The 14799-nt window shown below is 69.1% G+C and carries 12 protein-coding genes; 7 read left to right on the top strand and 5 right to left on the bottom strand.

The features are described from left to right. Nucleotides 1-81: 81 nt before the first annotated feature. Together JFC09_RS04070 and JFC09_RS04075 are read right to left on the bottom strand one after the other, a co-directional pair. Nucleotides 82-1149: a hypothetical protein gene (locus JFC09_RS04070; protein WP_198392659.1), complete on the bottom strand. Its 1068-nt coding sequence runs from the start codon at nt 1147-1149 to the stop codon at nt 82-84. Nucleotides 1150-1368: 219 nt separating this feature from the next. Then, a complete protein-coding gene (locus tag JFC09_RS04075) occupies nt 1369-2568 on the bottom strand; it encodes a diacylglycerol/lipid kinase family protein (RefSeq protein WP_198392660.1) in 1200 nt (399 codons plus the stop codon). A gap of 145 nt (nt 2569-2713) precedes the next feature. Here JFC09_RS04075 and serS point away from each other — a divergent pair, with 145 nt between their 5' ends. Beyond that, the gene (gene serS / locus JFC09_RS04080) at nt 2714-3997 is read left to right on the top strand and encodes a serine--tRNA ligase (protein ID WP_198392661.1); all 1284 of its coding nucleotides are present in this window, start codon (nt 2714-2716) and stop codon (nt 3995-3997) included. A 57-nt stretch (nt 3998-4054) separates the two neighbouring features. Beyond that, a complete protein-coding gene (locus tag JFC09_RS04085) occupies nt 4055-4894 on the top strand; it encodes an HAD family hydrolase (RefSeq protein ID WP_198392662.1) in 840 nt (279 codons plus the stop codon). Between the two features lie 12 nt (nt 4895-4906). Here the strand turns inward: JFC09_RS04085 and JFC09_RS04090 are convergent, their stop codons facing one another. From JFC09_RS04090 to ilvA, 3 genes are all read right to left on the bottom strand, one after another. Continuing rightward, nucleotides 4907-5461, bottom strand: a complete 555-nt coding sequence (locus JFC09_RS04090) for a hypothetical protein (protein ID WP_198392663.1) — start codon at nt 5459-5461, stop codon at nt 4907-4909. Nucleotides 5462-5556: 95 nt separating this feature from the next. Continuing rightward, nucleotides 5557-6567, bottom strand: coding sequence for an NAD(P)H-quinone oxidoreductase (locus JFC09_RS04095; protein ID WP_198392664.1), 1011 nt, complete (start codon nt 6565-6567; stop codon nt 5557-5559). An 88-nt stretch (nt 6568-6655) separates the two neighbouring features. Next, complete coding sequence (gene ilvA / locus JFC09_RS04100; RefSeq protein ID WP_198392665.1) at nt 6656-7960, bottom strand: threonine ammonia-lyase IlvA; 1305 nt, start codon at nt 7958-7960, stop codon at nt 6656-6658. A gap of 144 nt (nt 7961-8104) precedes the next feature. Between ilvA and JFC09_RS04105 the strand changes: the two genes are divergently transcribed. The 5 genes from JFC09_RS04105 to JFC09_RS04125 all read left to right on the top strand — a co-directional run bounded on the left by JFC09_RS04105 (nt 8105) and on the right by JFC09_RS04125 (nt 14752). Next, entirely contained in the window at nt 8105-10408 is a 2304-nt protein-coding gene (locus JFC09_RS04105) for a maltokinase N-terminal cap-like domain-containing protein (protein ID WP_198392666.1), read from the top strand. Nucleotides 10409-10563: 155 nt separating this feature from the next. After that, nucleotides 10564-10743 carry a hypothetical protein gene (locus JFC09_RS04110; protein ID WP_198392667.1) on the top strand — a complete coding sequence of 60 codons (180 nt, stop codon included), beginning with the start codon at nt 10564-10566 and terminating at the stop codon, nt 10741-10743. 345 nt (nt 10744-11088) lie between these two features. Next, a complete protein-coding gene (locus tag JFC09_RS04115) occupies nt 11089-12522 on the top strand; it encodes a sugar transferase (protein ID WP_198392668.1) in 1434 nt (477 codons plus the stop codon). 56 nt (nt 12523-12578) lie between these two features. Continuing rightward, nucleotides 12579-13649, top strand: a complete 1071-nt coding sequence (locus tag JFC09_RS04120) for an MBL fold metallo-hydrolase (protein WP_198392669.1) — start codon at nt 12579-12581, stop codon at nt 13647-13649. Further along, on the top strand, nt 13646-14752 hold the full coding sequence (locus JFC09_RS04125; RefSeq protein WP_198392670.1) for a C45 family autoproteolytic acyltransferase/hydolase: 1107 nt from the start codon (nt 13646-13648) through the stop codon (nt 14750-14752). The genes JFC09_RS04120 and JFC09_RS04125 overlap by 4 nt, the downstream gene beginning before the upstream one ends. Nucleotides 14753-14799: the final 47 nt, after the last annotated feature.

The following is a 14799-nucleotide window of genomic DNA, read 5'->3' on the forward strand; positions in this document are numbered from 1 at the left end:
CGAGGCCCCCACACAATGAACGTGTAGGGGCCCCGGCTGCCGACGTCACTGCCGGCGGGTGCGCGCTGCTGTGCCCGGGGGTCAGGCCTTCGCTGCGCGGCGGCGGGTGAGCAGGACGGTTGCTGCACCCACGGTCAGGAGGGCGGCGCCAGCGGCGAGTCCACCCAGTTCGGCGCCCGTGCGGGGCAGGTCGGAACCGCCGTCGCCGTTGTCGCCCTTGTCATCCTCGTTCTTCTTGTCGTCATCGCCACCGGCGTTGCCGTCCTCGCCCGGCGTGTTGGTGACGAGGAACGAATCCGAGAGGTCTTCGCCCGCTTCGTTCGTCACGGTGACGTCGTAGGAGCCCAGGTAGGCGGACGGGTCGGAGGCGTCCGTGCCGTGCACGGTCCACGATGCCACGCCGTCCTCATCCGCGTCGACGTTCTCCGTGAGCGGCGAGACGTTGCTGCCCTCCGGGCTCACCGCGAACTCGACGGTCTCGTCGGCCTCCAGGCCGTCGACAGTGAGCAGAACGCCCTTGTCCTGGTCGACGAAGTCCGCCGGGGTGATCTCCTTCGGATCGACGGACAGCGCGTACTCGACAGCTGCCTCGTCCTCGTCCCCGTCGCTCGGTGTGGGGTCGGGGGTCTCCGTCGGGTCGGGGGTCGCGGTCGGCTCCGGGTCCTCGGTCGGCGTCGGCTCCGTGTCGTCGCCCTCATCGGCCGCATAGGCCTCGACGATCGAGAAGGCTGCGTCGACGACCGTCTCCTCACCACCGGCCGGGGTGTAGGTGACCTGGACCGGCACGTCGACGCCTGCTGCCATCGTGCTCGTGGAGTAGATGGTCCAGGAGGCCGTGCCGGAGCCATCGATGGTGTCTTCCATGCCCGAGGTGCCCTCGGAGGCAACCGTGCCGGGCTCCGCGTTGGAGATGAGGACCGTCACGCCGACGTTCGAGTCAGCGAGGTCTTCCGGCGTGACCTCCGGCGACACCAGGATGTTGGGGTCCGAGGTCGGGACCGGTGCGGGCTGGCCGCTCGTGCTCGACGACTGGAGCGACGAGGCGGTCGACGACGTGAAGTCTCCGACGGTGGTCGCGGCGAGAGCCGGAACGGCGACGAAGCCGGAGAGTGCGACGGCGACAGCAGGTGCGAGGAGGAACTTCTTCACAGGGGGGCCTTTCGGGTGTTCCGCTTCCGGGCGAGATCGTCCGGGAATGCTTGGTGACAAGTCCTGACGATAAGGCGGTCCTTCGAGGATCGAAACTTGTGTTCACTTCTGTTCACAATGGTTTCCACGATGCCGATAGCGGTTCTCACCAGCAACGACGCCGAGAAACCACCTACTTGCCGGTAGGCCAGCCGAATGCCTCCCCGGCCGTGAGGTCCCTCAGATCGTGAGGTAGGGGCCGCCCGCTGTGCTCAGTCCGAACGCCTCGCGGCGGATCCGCCTCTTGATGTCCGGGGTGGGCCTCATGACGTACAGCGAGGCGGGCTCGACCGCCAGCTCGAGGAAGTCCGTCGTGCCGTAGGCGTCGCCGTCGACTTGGACCTCGACCCCTTCGGACGCCCGGATGGTGAAGGTCTCGCCCTGCAGGGTCGCGGTGTGGAGACCGCGGCGCACCCGCTTGCCGATGATCGATGTCAGCACCCCCACCCATTCGGCGAGGTTGCGGGGGCTCACGATGAGCAGGTCGAGGAGTCCGTCGTCGATCTCCGCGTCGGGGAACAGCCAGACGCCCCCCTGCAGGCGCCCGCAGTTGCCGGCGACGATGGAGCGGATCTTCGCCTGCCGCTCCTCACCGTCGTCGGTCGTGACCGTGACGTCGACCCGGTGGCCCAGGAGCTTGCGCGATCCTGCCTCCGCATACGCGAGCCAGCCCACACGGTCCTTGAGGTCCTCGTTCACGGTGCCCATGACCTCGGCGTCGAAGCCGATCCCTGCCATGACGAGGAATGTCCTCGCGGGCCCATCCGGATCCACGCGGAGGGAGCCCGTGTCGATGAGTGCCGACTGGCCGGACAGCGCGGTCCGCAGTGCCCATTCGGGCCGGTCGAGGACGACGTCGAGGTTCCGCGCCAGCAGGTTCCCCGTCCCCAGCGGCAGGATCCCCAGTGCGACGGAGGTGCCGACGAGCGCGCCGCCCACCGCGCGGACAGTGCCGTCCCCGCCTGCAGCGATGACGACGGTCGCTCCCTGGTCGACGGCCTCCCGCGCCTGGCCCTCCCCGGGGTCGGCAACGGTGGTCTCCAGGACGAGCGGGTCCTCCCAGCCCTTCTCCCTGCTGAGCCTCAGCAGCAGGCGCCGCGCGTCGTCGGCGCCCGCCTTCGTCGGGTTCACGACGAGTGCGGCTCGATCTCTGCGGGGCGGTTCCCCGTCCTCACCGGACGAGGTCCGCTGTCCGGGGCCGGACCCCGCCCCGTCCGGCCCTGTGCTGTCCGGCCCCGCTCCCGAGGCGGTCGTCCCGCCCGCGCCCCCGTCGCCGGATCTGTGGGCTCGCAGGACGAGTGCGCGGCCGATGAGCAGGCCCGAGATGAGGATGATGGCGGCCAGCACCACCAGGAGTGCCACGTGGATCTCGAGCGTCATGCCTGTACGGTACAGCGGCACTTTCCGGGAAGGCCTCGGGGCGGAGTGCTTCGCGGCGAGTCCTCAGCTGGGCCGGGTTGCCGGTCCCGGGCCGTGACGTGGCTGGGCGCGCGCCGCGACTGTGCCGTCGGATAGGCTTGCGGTCATGATCGACCTTCAGCGACTGCGCGACGAACCGGACGTCTTCAAGGCCTCGCAACGTGCCCGTGGGGCGGACGAGTCCCTGGTCGACGACGTCCTGGCCGCGGATTCCGCGCGCCGTGCCGCACTCACCGCCTTCGAAGCGGCCCGCGCGGAGCAGAAGGGGTTCGGCAAGCGGGTCGCGAAGGCCTCAGGGGACGAGAAGACCGCACTCGTCGCCCAGGGTCAGGAGCTCGCGGCGAAGGTCAAGGCGCTCCAGGCAGATGCGGATGACGCGGACTTCGACTTCGACGCCCTGCTGCGACGCCTGCCCAACCTCATCCTCGATGGTGTGCCCGCAGGCGGCGAAGAGGACTCGGTCGAGCTGCGCAGGGAAGGGACTCCCCGGGACTTCGCGTCGGAGGGCTTCACGCCCAAGGACCACGTGGAGATCGGGGAAGCGCTCAAGGCGATCGACACCCAGCGGGGTGCGAAGGTCTCCGGCGCGCGCTTCTACTACCTCACGGGCTTCGGCGCCCGCCTCGAACTCGCTCTGCTGAATATGGCTCTCGACACCGTCGAAGCCCACGGGTTCGTCCCCACCATCACCCCGACGCTCGTGAAGCCGGAAGTCATGGCGGGGACCGGCTTCCTCGGGGAGCACGCGGACGAGGTCTACCGGCTCGAAGCGGACGACCTCTACCTCGTCGGCACGTCCGAGGTGCCGCTGGCCGGCTACCACATGGACGAGATCATCGATCTGTCCGACGGGCCGCTGCGGTACGCGGGGTGGTCGCCCTGCTACCGGCGCGAAGCGGGCAGCTACGGCAAGGACACCCGCGGGATCCTCCGAGTCCACCAGTTCCAGAAGGTCGAGATGTTCTCCTACGTCCGCGTCGAGGACGCGGAAGCGGAGCACGCACGCATGCTGGCGGTGGAGGAGGAGATGCTCGCTAAGTGCGAACTCGCCTACCGCATCGTCGACATCGCCGCAGGCGACCTGGGCGACTCCGCCGCACGGAAGTTCGACACGGAGGCGTGGGTGCCCACACAGGACACGTACCGGGAACTCACGTCGACCTCGAACTGCACGACGTTCCAGGCCCGCCGCCTCAAGGTGCGCGAACGGACGGACGCGGGCACGCGCCCCGTCGCAACCCTCAACGGCACGGTCGCCAACACGCGGTGGCTCGTCGCGCTGATGGAGAACCACCAGCAGGCCGACGGATCCGTCCACATCCCCGAAGCGCTCCGCCCGTACCTGGGCGGGATGACCGCCTACGGCCCGAACGGGCCGATCCACTCATAAGACACGCGCGCCACGACACGGTGGCAGCGCGCCCCCGATGACAGGAGAAGATCACCGGTGAGCACGACCGTCACCCATCCGCAGCTCTTGGCGCTCGACGTCGACGGCACGATCGTCGACTACGACAACCGGCTGACCGACGTGGTGCGCCAGACACTCGGCGCGGCGGTGGAGGCCGGACACCATCTGGTCGTCGCCACCGGTCGATCCGTCGGGGGTGCGCTGGAGACGGCGAACCGCCTGGGGCTCACCGAAGGCTATGTCGTCGCGTCGAACGGCGCGGTCGTCGTGCGGCTCGACCCTGACAGCCCCAAGGGCTGGGAGGTGCATCAGGTCGAGACCTTCGACCCGGCACCGGCACTGGACCGCATGGCCGACGTCATGCCGACCGCGCTCTACATGGTGGAGGACGAGAACCTCGATCGCTACGCGTCCGCCGAATTCCCCACGGGCGAAATCGCGGACATGGAGGGCTTCACGATCGTCCCGTTCGATGAGCTCAAGCAGCACCGCGCCACGCGCATCGTCCTGCGAGAGCCCAATGGCACGTCCGAAGAGTTCCGAGACGCCGTGGAGCGTGTGGGTCTTCACGGGGTGGCGTACTCCGTCGGGTGGAGCAACTGGCTGGACATCGCACCCGAAGGGGTGTCGAAGGCGCACGGTCTGGAGATCGTGAGCGAACTGCTGGGCGTCGCGCGGGAGAACACCATCGGCGCAGGTGACGGCAGCAACGACCTCGAGATGATGGAGTGGGTCGAATACGGCATCGTCATGGGGCAGGCGGGCGACGAACTGAAGTCCCACGCGAGTGTCGTGACCGGCACGGTCGAGGAGGACGGGCTCGCGACCGCTCTCGTGGAGAAGCTGGGACTCGAATCCCCTCTCCTGCAGTCCTGAGCACCCCCGGCCTCAGCCCCGAGAACCAGCGCCCGGTTCAGGCCTCTCGGGCCGGGGGCGGAGGTCGGGAGGAAGTGCGGCCTCGGCCTCGGCGATGAGACGGTCGGCCTGGACCACGTACGTGCGAGCCGATTCCGCGTACCGGGCCGCCACGGGCTGTGGAGTGCCGGTCGGCACGACCAGTCCGGCCCGCAGCATCGCAGCGGACTGGGCGGCTTGCGCGACGAGCGCCGATGCCCGGGACAGGTGCTCGGGCACATCTCCCAGGCGGATGCGGCCCTCGGCGGGGAACACGAGGTCGTCGAGCGGAACCTCGTGCTGCGCCGTCTCCGACAGCCACGCGACGCGCTCATCCAGGTCGTTGAGCGTGAGCGTGAGCTGTGCGAGCAGGTCGATCTGCGGTGCAGAGTCCGTGTCCCCGAAATCCCGGTGCAGCGTGCTCGTCGTCTCGTAGAACCGGTCGACCGCGCGCGAGAACCGGTCGCGGTGCTGACGCCACAGCCCCGTGCCGAACCGCCGCTCCTCGTCACTGCGGCGGTCGCGTCGGAAGACGGACAGCAGTCCCATGCTCCTCCTGCTCACCTGTGGGTGCCGGCTCGGTCGCGGATCCCGGTTCAGCTGGGCCCTGGTTCAGGTGGGGCCCTGGTTCAGCCGGGCCCGGCTCAGTCGTCCGCGGCGACCGACAGGAGGATCTTGCCGATGTTGTCGCCCGCCTCCATGCGCGCGTGGGCCTCCCCGGTGTCCTCCAGCGGGAAGACTGAATCGACGATCGCCTTGATGTCACCCGTCATCGCCAGTCGCCAGAACTCCGCGACGTCCTCGACGATCTGCGCCTTCTGATCCGCCGGACGCGCACGCAGCGTCGTCGCCATGACGGTGAGGCGGCGGGGGAGCATGAGCCCCAGGTTCGCCTCCGCCTTCACACCGCCCTGCAGTCCGATGATCGTGAGACGGCCGTCGAGCGCGAGCGCCTTGAGGTTCCGATCCAGGTACTTGGCGCCCACGACGTCGAGGATGACGTCCGCGCCATCGCCCGGTTCACCGTCGACACCGGTGATCTCCCGGATCCGCTCGACGAAGTCCTCCTCCTTGTAGTTGATGACCGCGTCTGCACCCAGGTCGCGGCAGAAATCGCCCTTGCGGTCGCTGCCGACCGTCACCGCGACCTTCGCGCCGTGGGCCTTCGCCATCTGGATCGCGGCCGTTCCGATGCCGGACCCTCCGCCGTGGACCAGCAGCCATTCTCCGGGCTTGAGACCCGCGGCCGTGAAGACGTTCGAGTGGACGGTGCACAGCACTTCGGGAAGGGCTGCGGCCTCGGCGAGGGGGAAACCGTCCGGAACAGCGAACAGCTGACCGGCCGGGACCTCGACCTGCTCCGCGTAGCCGCCTTCCGTGAGCAGGGCGGCGACTCTGTCACCGACCGCCCAGCCGGACACGTCCTCGCCCACAGCGGCGATCGTGCCGGAGACCTCGAGGCCCGGGACCTCGTGCGCGGTGTTCGCGCCGGCGGGCGGGTTGTAGTGGCCCTGGCGCTGGAGCAGGTCCGCACGGTTGAGGCCCGCAGTGTGGACGGCGACGACGACGCTGCCGGGCCGTGCAGTGGGTGCGGGGATATCGGAGACCGCGAGGACGTCGGGACCGCCGTGTTCGGTGAGAGTGATTGCACGCATGCCACCACTCTACGACCCGGTCACCGCCACGGTCCGCCCGCACGGGCAGTCCGGTCACACGAACATGCGGCTCACACGGGCAGCCCGGTCACACGAACATGCGGAAGAGCGGCGAGTCCTGACTGACCCGCTCGATCTGGAGCGGCGACTCGTCCATCCGCTCGAGCAGGCCACTCAGATCCGACGGGCTGCCCAGGGTGATGCCGACGAACGCGGGGCCCGTCTCTCGGTCGGACCGCTTCACATACTCGAACATCGCGATGTCGTCGTCGGGGCCCAGCACGTCGTTGAGGAAGCGGCGCAGAGCGCCGGGCTCCTGCGGGAAGTCCACGATGAAGTAGTGCTTGATCCCCTCGTGGACGAGCGACCGCTCGAGGACCTCCGGATAGCGGCTGATGTCGTTGTTGCCGCCGCTGATGATGCACACCACCGTCGAATCGGGGGCGACCGTGACCGGCGCCCCGGACCCGGACGGGCCCACGGCGGCGGACGCCAGCGCGCCCGCGGGCTCCGCGATGATGCCTTCGACCTGATAGAGGTCGAGCATCTCCGTCGCCGTCCGGCCCTCCGGCACCGTGAAGAGCGGGACGTCGTGCTGGGACAGCAGTTCGTAGGTGAAGTCGCCGGCCCGGCGCACCGCCGCGCCGTCCGCGAAGGAATCGATGTTGCTGAGAGTGACCGGGCGGCCCGCGGCCATCGCCGCCATCATCGAGGCAGCACCCTCGGGTTCGACCCCCACCACCGTGGTGCTGGGCATGTGCACGGAGGCGTAGGCGACGACGCCGGCGAGCAGCCCGCCGCCGCCCACGGGCACGACGATGACGTCCGGGTCCTGGGGGAGCTGAGTGTGGATCTCCTGCGCGATCGTGCCCTGCCCCGCGATCGTGAGCGGGTCGTCGAACGCGGAGACGACGAGTGCGTTGGTCACCTGTGCGTGTCGCTTCGCGAGGTCCGATGCGTCGTCGTACGTCGACCCCTCGATGATCACTTCGACGTGCCGACCACCGAAGTGGCGGATGCGCTCGACCTTCTGCCGCGGCGTCGTCTTCGGGACGAAGATCGTGCCCGCCACCCCGAGCGCGGCGCACGCACGGGCGAACCCCTGCGCGTGGTTCCCGGCGGAGGCGCAGACGACCCCGCGCTGCCGTTCCGCCGACGACAGCTGGAGGAGGAAGTTGAACGCCCCGCGGATCTTGTAGGAGCGCACGGGCTGCAGGTCTTCGCGCTTGAGGTAGATCCGCGCGCCGGTCGCCGCGGACAGGCGGTCGGAGATGTGCAGCGAGGTGGTGATGACCTCGTCTGCGATCCGCATGGACGCCGCTTCGACATCGTCGGCGGTGGGCAGGGCGCGGCGGGACTTCTCTTGGATCAACACGCTCCAATTGTGCGTCATCCGGGAGGATCTGTGTGCGAACGTCCAGATAGCCGTCCGCTCCCGGCCTGTCCGTCCCACACTGCGGTCCTGTGGTTGGCTAGAGTTTGTGAACGCGTGCGCCGGTGCACGGACACAGCCGGTCGAGAAGCGGAGGGACCACGCATGGCCATCAGCAGCGATCTTGAGCATCTGCTCGTCCGCTGGCTCCCGCGCCAGCGGTGGATGCCCGCACTGGGGTCCCGCGTGGGCGCAGAACCCGATGTGACTCCCCAGTCCGTCGTCCGGATCACCGAGGTCTCCGACGGGGACACAGGGACTGTGCAGTGCCTGCTCGTCGTCCTCACCGTCCGAGGACCGCTGCGGCACACCCGCCTGTGCGTGCCGCTGACGGTGCGCACAGTGGAGGACTTCTCCCTCCGCCCCCACCTGGTCGGCACGGTCGACGACCTGCTGCTGGGGAAGAGCTACGTGTACGACGGTGCAGCGGACCCCGTGTTCGTGCTGGCCCTTGCGGATGCGATCGCGGATGCGCGGTCCGGATCGGGGGAGGAGTTCCAGTCATCGCTCGCCGGTGACGAACTGCCGCTCGCGGACACGCAGAGCTCTCCGCTGCCGCGGGAGGGGCGGTCGCCGGCGGATCAGCGGAGCCACGACGACTACGGGGTGTCCCTGCTGAAGCGGGCCCGTGAGCACAGGTTCCGACGGACCGAGGGGCTGGGCAGTGAGTCCCGGGTGGAGATCGACGGGCCCGACGGCACGTATGCGCTCACGATCCTGCGGGAGATCGGATCGGACAACCCTCCCGCCGTGCGGTACCCCCTGGCACTCACCGCAGTGGAATCCCCGACGGTGCATCCCGTCATCGGGTGGTCGCACACGCGGTGGTACGACGATGCGGACCTCACGACGATCACGGCGCCGTTCGCCCTGCTCGCCCATGCGCTGCCGGGCTCCCGCCGCGCGTGGAGGTCCGCCGCGGAGAAGGTGCTGGTCGTCGATTCCGGTTCCGTCGGCTCCTTCAACCGGCAGGCGTCCGTCCTGGGTTCCGTCGTGGGGAGGCTCCACGTCGACCTGGCAGCGGAGTTCGGCCGTGTGCGCGGCGAAGGCGATCCGACGCGGCGGCTCGTGAGGAAGTGGCGGGAGCGTGTCGAGTGGGCGCTGAACCGGGCGCCTGGTGCGCTGTCCTCCCTCGAGGGTCGTCTGCGGGCTCACGCGGATGGACTCGATGACCTGGAGAGCATCGGTGAGCTGCAGCGGATCCACGGGGAATTGACCCTCGACCACATCACGGTCGGCACGGCGGAGGGCCCTCGTGTCATCGGTTTCGGGGTGGGTCGTGACGAACCGCGCCCCGTGGAGATCGATCTCGTCGCGATGGTGCGGAGCATCGACTACGCGGCGGGCTACGCGTGGCTGCAGCGGTCGGAGGCGCTCGCCGACGCGGAGCCCCGCTTCCGTACACTCGCGACGCACGGACTGGAAGAGGATCTGCGCGACGACTACCTCGACGCGCCGGAGCATCTCTGGTACCGGCAGACGGCGAACTCGCTCCTGTCCGGCTACTCCCATGCCCGGGGTGAGACCACGGCGCTCGTCGACCCGGTGCTGCGTGCCGCACTCATCGACCGACTCCTCGTCGAAGTGGTGTCGGAGCTGCGCAACCGGCCCGCGTGGCTCATCGTCCCGCTGGCAGCGCTGGTAGAGACGCTGGGCGTCGAAGACACAGGCGTCGGAGACACCGGCGTGAGCGACATGAAGATCAGTGCTGATGCCTCGAGTGCCGGGGATGCGGGTACAGCCGCATCGGCGGCGGCCGACCGGGCGTCCGATGCTGCACCGGCGGATGACGAGTCACTGCGCGTGGACGGCACGGACGACGAGGGCGACGAGGACGGGATCGCGGCAGGCGCCGACGTTCTCCCTGACCGAGCAGGGCTCGACGACGACCGGTCGCGTCTCACCGCTCAGGTCGACGGGGACGGGGACGGGGAGAACGCGGACCCGTCGGCTGAGTCTGACCCGGCTGAGTCTGACCCGGCTGAGGTGCCCGAGGTCGGCGTGGCCGATGCTTCGGAGAGTGAGGCGACCGAGCTGGCGGGGCCCGCCGACCCGGTGGGAGAGCCGGGGACAGCGCGTCTGGCCGAAGATTCTGACGAGTCGGATCGCCGTGACGATCCCGTTCCAGCGGCGTCGGCCCCCGCATTCCCGCGGATCCCTGCGAAGCCTGCCTGGTCGCCCTCCGCTGCGCGAGGGCCCGCAGCCGAGCGCGGACTCGGTGCCGCCGGTGCTGACGACGACGGTGCCGGCGACGGCGGAGCTGACGACAGCGCTGACGACGTGGACGACGGCAGCGTCAGTGACGGCATCGACGACGAAGCCATCGACGAAGACGGAGCGGGGGACGACGAGTCGGACGCAGCAGCTCCGCCGCGGAGCGCCCGCACCAGTCGCGGATCCGCTGACTGACTCTGAGCGCTCCCATCGGAGCGAGTGTGAGGCTACTCGCACGAAGGTTCCTACCTGGTAAAGACTGCTCCGAATCTAGTAGCATGCCGTCCGGACGCGCTCGCCGCTGCTCGGCGCAGCGACGTCCGCATACGGTTGCGTGAGAGGGAGCGGGCATGAGTGCTGAACAGGGTGCGAGCGGGTTCGCGGAGCGGGGCTCGACGAAGAGGCGGGACGTCCTTGCGGGCGTCGCATGGGCGCTGCCGGTGGCGGCGGTGACCTCGACCGCGCCCGCCCTCGCAGCCTCGCAGCAGGAGCCGCCGCCGGTCGAGGTCGTCCGCGCCGCCCGCCCGTGACCGTTCCGCTGGGGGCGCACTCCGGGGCGCTCGGGCGGATTTCACTGGCCGGTCGACCGGCGGTACGATGAGAGCGGATATACGGAATCGGTACGGGAGGTCCGGGCGGTACGCGCCGTGCGGGTGGGACCCGTGGCGCGGGTGCTGCTCGTCGTACGAGTGGTCGAGGCGGTCGCGGGTAGATCCGCGAAAGGTTCTTCCGAAACGGATATATACTGCAAAGTAACCCATTGTCGAGTGCGACGCCGCAACTCGGCTCACGGGCTCTCCCCTGCACTCGCACCGATGATTGTCCCGCCTTCGACGAAGGCGGTTTCGAGCACGCCCACGTTCTGAAAGGCTCAGATGGCGCAGAAGACAGGATGGCGGACGCGGCTGCCCTGGTGCATCGCCGCGGGCGACGTCCTCATCATCGCCCTGACGATCTTCACGGCTCATTCCGTGCGCTTCGGCATGAGTGAGTCGCGCCTGGCGAACATCACGCACGTGCCGTATTGGCTGATCGGCGTCATGATCGGCGTCCTCTGGTTCGTCTCCCTGGGCGTGTGGCGGGCGTGGGAGATCCGTGTCATCGGATCGGGCGCGCTCGAGTACCGGCGCGTCGGCAACTCGACGCTCGCCATGTTCGGTGCCATCGCGGTCGTCTCCTACGTCTTCGAGATCGAGCTGGCCCGCGGATATGTCGCGGTGGCGATTCCGGTCGGCCTCGTCCTCCTGGTCGCCTGGCGGTGGATCGCACGCCAGGTGATCGTCCGTCTGCGCCAGCGCGGGCATCTCACCCGTCGGCTGGCGATCATCGGCGGCCCCGGAGAGGTCCTCCAGCTGTCGCGCAGCTTCGCGCGGGCCCCCGCCTCGGGGTTCGACGCGTACGGTGCGATCCTGCCCGGCCGCAGCCTGCAGTCACCCGACGGTGACGAGCTGCCGCTGCGGGTCCTGAGCGTGGACCGATCGGTCGCCGCGATCCTCGACGTGCTGCTGCAGAACGAGATCGAAGTCGTCGCAGTGACCGGAGGGGGCCTGAGCCCCCGCCTGATGCGCGCACTCAGCTGGGAGCTGGCAGACCATTCGATCTCCCTCATCCTCGCACCCGCACTCACGGACGTGGCGGGTCCGCGGATCCATTCGCATCCGGTCGCGGACCTCCCTCTCATCCACGTGTCGACGCCCCGGCTGGACGGCTTCAGCGCGGTGCTCAAGCGTGCGTTCGACATCCTCGGTTCGGCGGCGGGGATCGTCGTGATCTCGCCGATCCTCCTGCTCACCGTGATCGCCATCAAGCTGGACGACGGCGGCCCCGTGTTCTTCGCGCAGCGCCGCGTCGGCAAGGACAACATCCCCTTCATCATGTTCAAGTTCCGCTCGATGGTCGTCGATGCCGAAGCGAAGCTGGCCGAACTCCGGGCGTCCGAGGCGGGCAACGAAGTGCTCTTCAAGATGAAGGACGACCCGCGCATCACCCGCGTCGGGGCTTTCATCCGCAAGTACTCGATCGACGAACTCCCGCAGCTCTTCAACGTGTTCCTGGGGTCGATGTCGATGGTGGGGCCGCGGCCCCCGCTGGAGTCAGAGGTCGAGCAGTACGGTTCGGACGTCATGCGTCGACTCGCCGTCATGCCGGGCATCACGGGCCTCTGGCAGGTCGGAGGGCGATCCGATCTCGATTGGGAGGAGAGCGTGCGCCTCGACCTCTACTACGTCGAGAACTGGTCCATCATCCAGGACCTCATCATCCTCTTCCGCACCGTGCGGGTCGTCCTGGCGCGAGACGGTGCTTACTGACCAGTCAGTCATCCGTTACTGTACTGTGACAGACGGCACTGTACGAAAGGGGTCGGATGACTGCGCAGACTGATCTGCTCCCGCTCAGCACCGCTCAGGCGCAGGCGTGGAGAGACCGGGTGCTTCCAGCCCCCGAACAGATCGCGGAGGGCACGTGGGCGGTCCCCGTACCGATCCCCGACAACCCGCTGCGGTACACCTACAGCTACCTCCTCGCCGCGGACGACGGTGTCGCCGTCGTCGATCCCGGGTGGGACGGAGCCCCTCGCCTGGACGCACTCCTCGAGGGCCTGCGGGGGGCGGGCTATTCGCCCGCAGACATCGTCGGCATCGTGGTGACCCACTACCACCGCGATCACCTGGGCCTTGTGCCGGCGCTGCTGAGCCTCCAGCCCGACGCCTGGCTCTCGTTGCACCCCCACGACATCGCGTCCGTCGAGGCCTTCCGGACGCGGGCTTCCCACTCCACGCAGGGCTCGCTCCTGGCACTCTCGGAGAACCTCGGGGTACCCGAAGAGCGCGTGCGTGAGCTCGCGAGCGTCTTCGCAGGCACTGCCGAATCGGCCAGCAGGACCGTCTTCGCGTTCGACTGGCCTGACGCGCTGCTCGAAGTCGACGACGGAATGCTGCTGCCGGTCGAGGGCAGGACGGTCCGTGTCCTGTGGACCCCCGGCCACACGTTCGGACACATCGCGCTCCACGACGAGGAGACGCACACCTTCTTCTCCGGGGACCACGTCCTGCCGGGGATCTCGCCGAACATCGGGCTCGACATCACGTCGATCAGCCACAGCCTCGGCGACTACCTGGGCTCGCTCGATCGGATGCGGGGGCTGCCGGAAGAGGTCGCGGTCGCCCCTGCCCACGGGTTCCGCTTCAGCGGGCTGCAGGTCCGCGCGGAGCAGCTGTCCGCCCACCACGACCAGCGATTGGAGGAGCTGCGGACCCGCGCAGCGGAGACGGACGACCAGTCGGTCTACTCCATGTGCCGCGGCATGCAGTGGGCGCGCGGCTTCGAAGGACTGTCGGGGTTCCAGCTCTATGCAGCTCTCATGGAGACCGCCGCGCACATGCATCACCTCGGGATGAGGGTGCCTGCGCTCGACGATACGGACAGGACGTCGTGACCGCAGACATCGACAGCAGTGCGCTCGTGCGACCCGAGCGCATCCGGCCCGTGCAGCTGCGCCTCCCGTCGGGAACGGTGGAGGAGCGCGGTCGACTGCGGGGGGAGCGGCTCCGACCGCTCATCCACGACGCGATCCGCGGGTACTCCGGCCTGTTCGACGAGTTGGGGATCGCCGAGCGACGGCAGGTCGGCGCTGCGGCGGCGAGTCTCGAAGCGCTGAGGTGCTGGGACCCCCTGCAGCACGCGGAAGTCGTGTCCGTCGCCCTCGCCGCAGGTGTCACACCGATCGAACTGATGCTCGTGATCGCCCGCACGGAGATCCTCGCGGCAGCCGGACAGGGGCAGGGGGAGTGCTCCGCGCTAGTCGCCCTCACCCCGGAAGGGTCTGCGGTGGGCGCGCAGACGTGGGACTGGCACCTCGAACTGTCGCACCTGTGGCACGTGAACGACGTCGCGTCCGGGGAGGGCACCGTGGGCCACGTCGGGTTCGCCGAAGCCGGGATGCTCGCGAAGATCGGTGTGAATGCGGCGGGTGTCGGCGTCATGCTCAACATCCTCGCCAACGACGGCGACCGGTGTGGGGGAGTCCCCGTGCACGCGGTGCTCACCGCGGTCCTCAACCGGGCGATGAGCCTCGACGAAGCGCGGAACATCATCGCCACCGCCCCCACGTCCGCGTCCTCGACGATCACCGTCGTCGCACCCCAGGGAGCGTTCGTCGTGGAGATCGGGCCGCGCGGCAAAGCCGAACAGCCGGTCGCCGGGATCGCTGCGCACACGAACCACTTCGTCGCCGACGCCCTGCAGGAGGGTGCGCGTGAACTGTCTGCGGAGACGAAGTCCCACGAGCGCCTCAGTCTGCTGGACCGCCGTATCGACGGCATGCAGGGGGCTGATTCCGCGGCGGAGCTCACGGCGCTCCTGCGCACGACGGACCGCGACGCTCCGGTCAGCCTCATCGCCGACTTCGAGAAGCCGCGCTGGAAGCGGCCCGCGACCCTCGTGAGCGTCCGGATGGACGCCGCCGCGCGCAGCGTCGGCGTGGCCGCAGGCAGCCCGTCGATGATCGGTGCCGGGAGCTGGATCAGCCTCCACGCCTGATACACCTGGCTCAGCTGGATCAGCCTAGCCTCCACACCTGGCTCAGC

The organism is Brevibacterium yomogidense (assembly GCF_016107685.1).
Lineage (GTDB): Bacteria > Actinomycetota > Actinomycetes > Actinomycetales > Brevibacteriaceae > Brevibacterium > Brevibacterium yomogidense.